The sequence below is a fragment of the Agriterribacter sp. genome (assembly GCF_035444585.1).
Taxonomy (GTDB): domain Bacteria; phylum Bacteroidota; class Bacteroidia; order Chitinophagales; family Chitinophagaceae; genus Agriterribacter.
The window spans coordinates 1-3,370 of record NZ_DAOMOZ010000329.1 but is presented as its reverse complement, the minus strand read 5'-3'; the positions used below and the strand labels follow the sequence as shown (position 1 = coordinate 3,370).

Annotated in this window: 3 protein-coding genes; all 3 read left to right on the top strand. The window is 42.2% G+C overall.

The features are described from left to right. Positions 1–61: 61 nt before the first annotated feature. Entirely contained in the window at positions 62–928 is an 867-nt protein-coding gene (gene era, locus PLH26_RS21025; RefSeq protein ID WP_324587980.1) for a GTPase Era, read from the top strand. Between the two features lie 152 nt (positions 929–1,080). Beyond that, positions 1,081–2,394, top strand: coding sequence for a ribosome biogenesis GTPase Der (gene der, locus PLH26_RS21020; protein ID WP_349770453.1), 1,314 nt, complete (start codon positions 1,081–1,083; stop codon positions 2,392–2,394). A gap of 399 nt (positions 2,395–2,793) precedes the next feature. Next, a partial coding sequence (locus PLH26_RS21015) for a hypothetical protein (RefSeq protein ID WP_502876430.1) occupies positions 2,794–3,370 on the top strand: 577 nt, incomplete at its 3' end.

Here is a 3,370-nt window from a genome sequence, read left to right as displayed (position 1 = left end):
ATGTATTTAATCAGCCAAACAATTTTTGTTTCTGTTACCTTTGCAGGAATTTTTTATGTGGATGAAAGTTGGATTTGTAAATATTTTTGGCAAGCCCAATGCAGGTAAGAGCACTTTGCTCAATGCGCTCATAGGGGAGAAGCTGGCTATTGTATCGCCTAAAGTGCAAACCACCCGCCATCGCATCAAAGGCTTTTTGAACAGCAAAGACTACCAGGTTGTTTTTTCCGATACGCCGGGTATTATAGAACCCCGGTATAAATTACACGAAAAAATGATGCATTCGGTAAAAAGCAGTCTGGAAGATGCAGATCTCGCCCTGCTGCTGGTGGATATAAATGAGGACCCTGAAGAAGCAGACAGTGTTTTTTTAGCACTCCGCTTAAAAGTGCCCGCTTTTGTGGTACTGAATAAGATTGATCGTGTGCAGCAGGACAGGATAAAGCAGCTATCGGATTTTTTTAACGCTAAAGCCTATTGTAAAAAAACGATCGCTGTTTCAGCACTTAAAAAGATAAACACAGACGGACTGCTCAATGCTATACTGGAATTCCTGCCGGAAGGAGAACCTTTTTACGACGGAGATGATCTAACGGATTTGCCTACCCGCTTTTTTGTAGGTGAAATGATACGGGAAAAAATATTCGACCTGTTCCAGGACGAAATACCGTATCACACGGCAGTGGTGGTAAGAGAGTTTAAAGAAAAAATCAGCCTGATTAAAATAACGGTAGAGATCATTGTTCACCGTGAATCGCAGAAAGCCATTATTCTGGGAGAAAAAGGGAAAATGATCCGGCAGATCGGAACAACAGCCCGGCAGGATATAGAAAAATTCCTGGGCAGCAAAGTGTTCCTCGAACTATTTGTGAAAGTGCGGCCCAAATGGAGAGACAATGATATACATTTAAAAGAGTACGGGTACTGATATAGGATATAAGGTATAGGGTGTAGGGTGTAAGGTATATATGTATGGATGGGAATAACTTTCACCTTAAGGTTTAAAAATGGGACTGGGTATATGATATAAGGAGCTATTACCTTACACCTTAAACCCTCCAGCTTAAACCAATTAAAAGTATGAGTTTTACAGTAGCTATAACAGGAAGACCCAACGTTGGCAAAAGCACTTTCTTTAACCGGATGCTTGAGGAACGCAAGGCCATAGTAGATAACATCAGCGGCGTTACCCGCGACCGGCAATATGGAGTGGCGGAGTGGAACGGCAAAAGCTTTAACCTTATTGATACGGGCGGTTTTGTACACGACAGCGCGGATGTTTTTGAAACCGAGATCCGCAAGCAGGTAGCCATTGCCGTAAATGAAGCCAATGCTATTATATTTATGTGTGATGCCTCAACGGGCATTACTGCACTGGATGAAGCTATGGTTGATATGTTGCGGCAGTCAAAAAAACCGGTATTCCTGGTGGTCAATAAAGTAGATAACCCCGAGCGCATGCTGGATGCCACGGAATTTTACAGCATGGGTTTCGAACATATCCATTTCCTTTCCAGCATCAGCGGCAGTGGTACAGGTGAGCTGCTCGACGACCTGGTGCAACTGATACCGGATGTGGATGAAGACGAAACAGGTGATAAAAATGCGCTGCCTAAATTTGCCATTATAGGTCAGCCTAATGTGGGAAAATCATCTCTCCTGAACGCTTTGGTGGGAGAGGAGCGCACGATCGTAAGCGATATTGCCGGCACAACAAGAGACACTATTCATACCCACTATAATTTATTTCAGAAAGAATTTATATTGATAGATACTGCCGGTATAAGGCGAAAGAATAAAGTAGAAGAGGATCTTGAGTTTTATTCGGTGATTAGGGCCATAAAAGCGCTGGATGAAGCGGATATATGCCTGTTGCTGCTGGATGCTACTAAGGGTATTACGGCACAGGATATCAATATTTTCTCTTTAGCCGTGCGCAAAGGAAAAGGCATTGTATTGCTGGTGAACAAATGGGATCTTATGGAAAAAGCCACGCATACGGCCAGGGATTATGAAAAAGAATTAAAGAACAGGTTGGCTCCCTTTACCGATGTGCCGGTATTGTTCATTTCGGTAAAAGACAAGCTCCGGATCTTTAAAGTAATTGAAACCGCACTGCAGGTATATGAAAACCGGCAACGCAAAGTACCCACTTCCAAACTCAATGAAGTGATGCTGAAAGCTGTTGCATCTTACCATGCCCCGGTTGTAAGAGGTAATTCTATAAAAATAAAATATGTAACCCAGTTACCAACGGCGGTGCCCAGCTTTGCATTTTTCTGCAACTACCCCGATGATATCAAACAACCCTACAAAAATTACTTAGAAAACCAGCTAAGGGCAAATTTTGATTTTAAAGGCGTGCCGGTACGGGTGTTTTTCAGGAAGAAATAAGCACAGTTTATTTTTGTTCGAAAAAAGGCGGTCCTTTCGTAGCGTTTTAAATACCAATGGCGGTGCATTTCAATTCGTCCGGTGGTGACAAACAACCAACGGTTGGCCTTTGTCGTTGTGTTCAGTTGGATAAATACATACAATTTATGCTGCGATTATTAAATATTTCCCTATATTTAGTTTCCTTATTTACATTTTTTTTAAATCCAGTCTCCTCCTTCTAAAAATTCAATCCTTTGTTATCCTGTGTGCCACGCTGTAGCGCCGGCACACACAACAACCTGAATTATAGTCCTGACCTTTTTCAGCCAAGCCGGTAGCCGGCAGTTTTGTGTTCATAGTTGTCGGAATCCGAATAGGAGGCCAAGCGCCCGTTTATAAACCCATCAATACATTATCATGAAAAAAGAATTACTCCTTGTTTTTGCCTTATGCCTGATTTTTGCAAAAAACTTTGCCCAGGTAAACGCTTCGGACAGCCTTGCACTTGTTGATTTATACAACAGTACCGATGGCGCCAATTGGACCAATAAAAGCAACTGGCTTACTACTGCACCCTTAAATACATGGTATGGTGTAACGGTTGAAAATGACAGGGTTACGGATGTTCTTTTGCCAGACAATAATTTAAATGGAACACTTCCCAATTCGTTGGGCAACCTTACTAATCTGGTTTCTTTGCAACTGCACAACAATCAACTGCAAAACAAGATTCCCGTTTCTTTAGGGTTTATTTCATCACTTAGTATAATAGACCTCTCTCACAATCAGCTCTCCGGTGAGCTACCCGACACGTGGGTACAAACAAATATGGAGGCTTTTGTCTTTTCTTACAACCAATTGAGCGGACCTGTTCCCCCCAGTGTGTGCTCAGTAAATGGCTACTTTCTTTTTCTGAACAACAACCAGTTTACATTTGAAGGGATGGAATGTATTGCAAACCTTGACCCGGACCCCAATGAATTGAATGAAGTGT

Excerpts from the sequence above, each read along its gene's own strand:
- era (WP_324587980.1), top strand. The coding sequence starts at position 62 with ATGAAAGTTGGATTTGTAAATATTTTTGGCAAGCCCAATGCAGGTAAG.
- der (WP_349770453.1), top strand. The coding sequence starts at position 1,081 with ATGAGTTTTACAGTAGCTATAACAGGAAGACCCAACGTTGGCAAAAGC.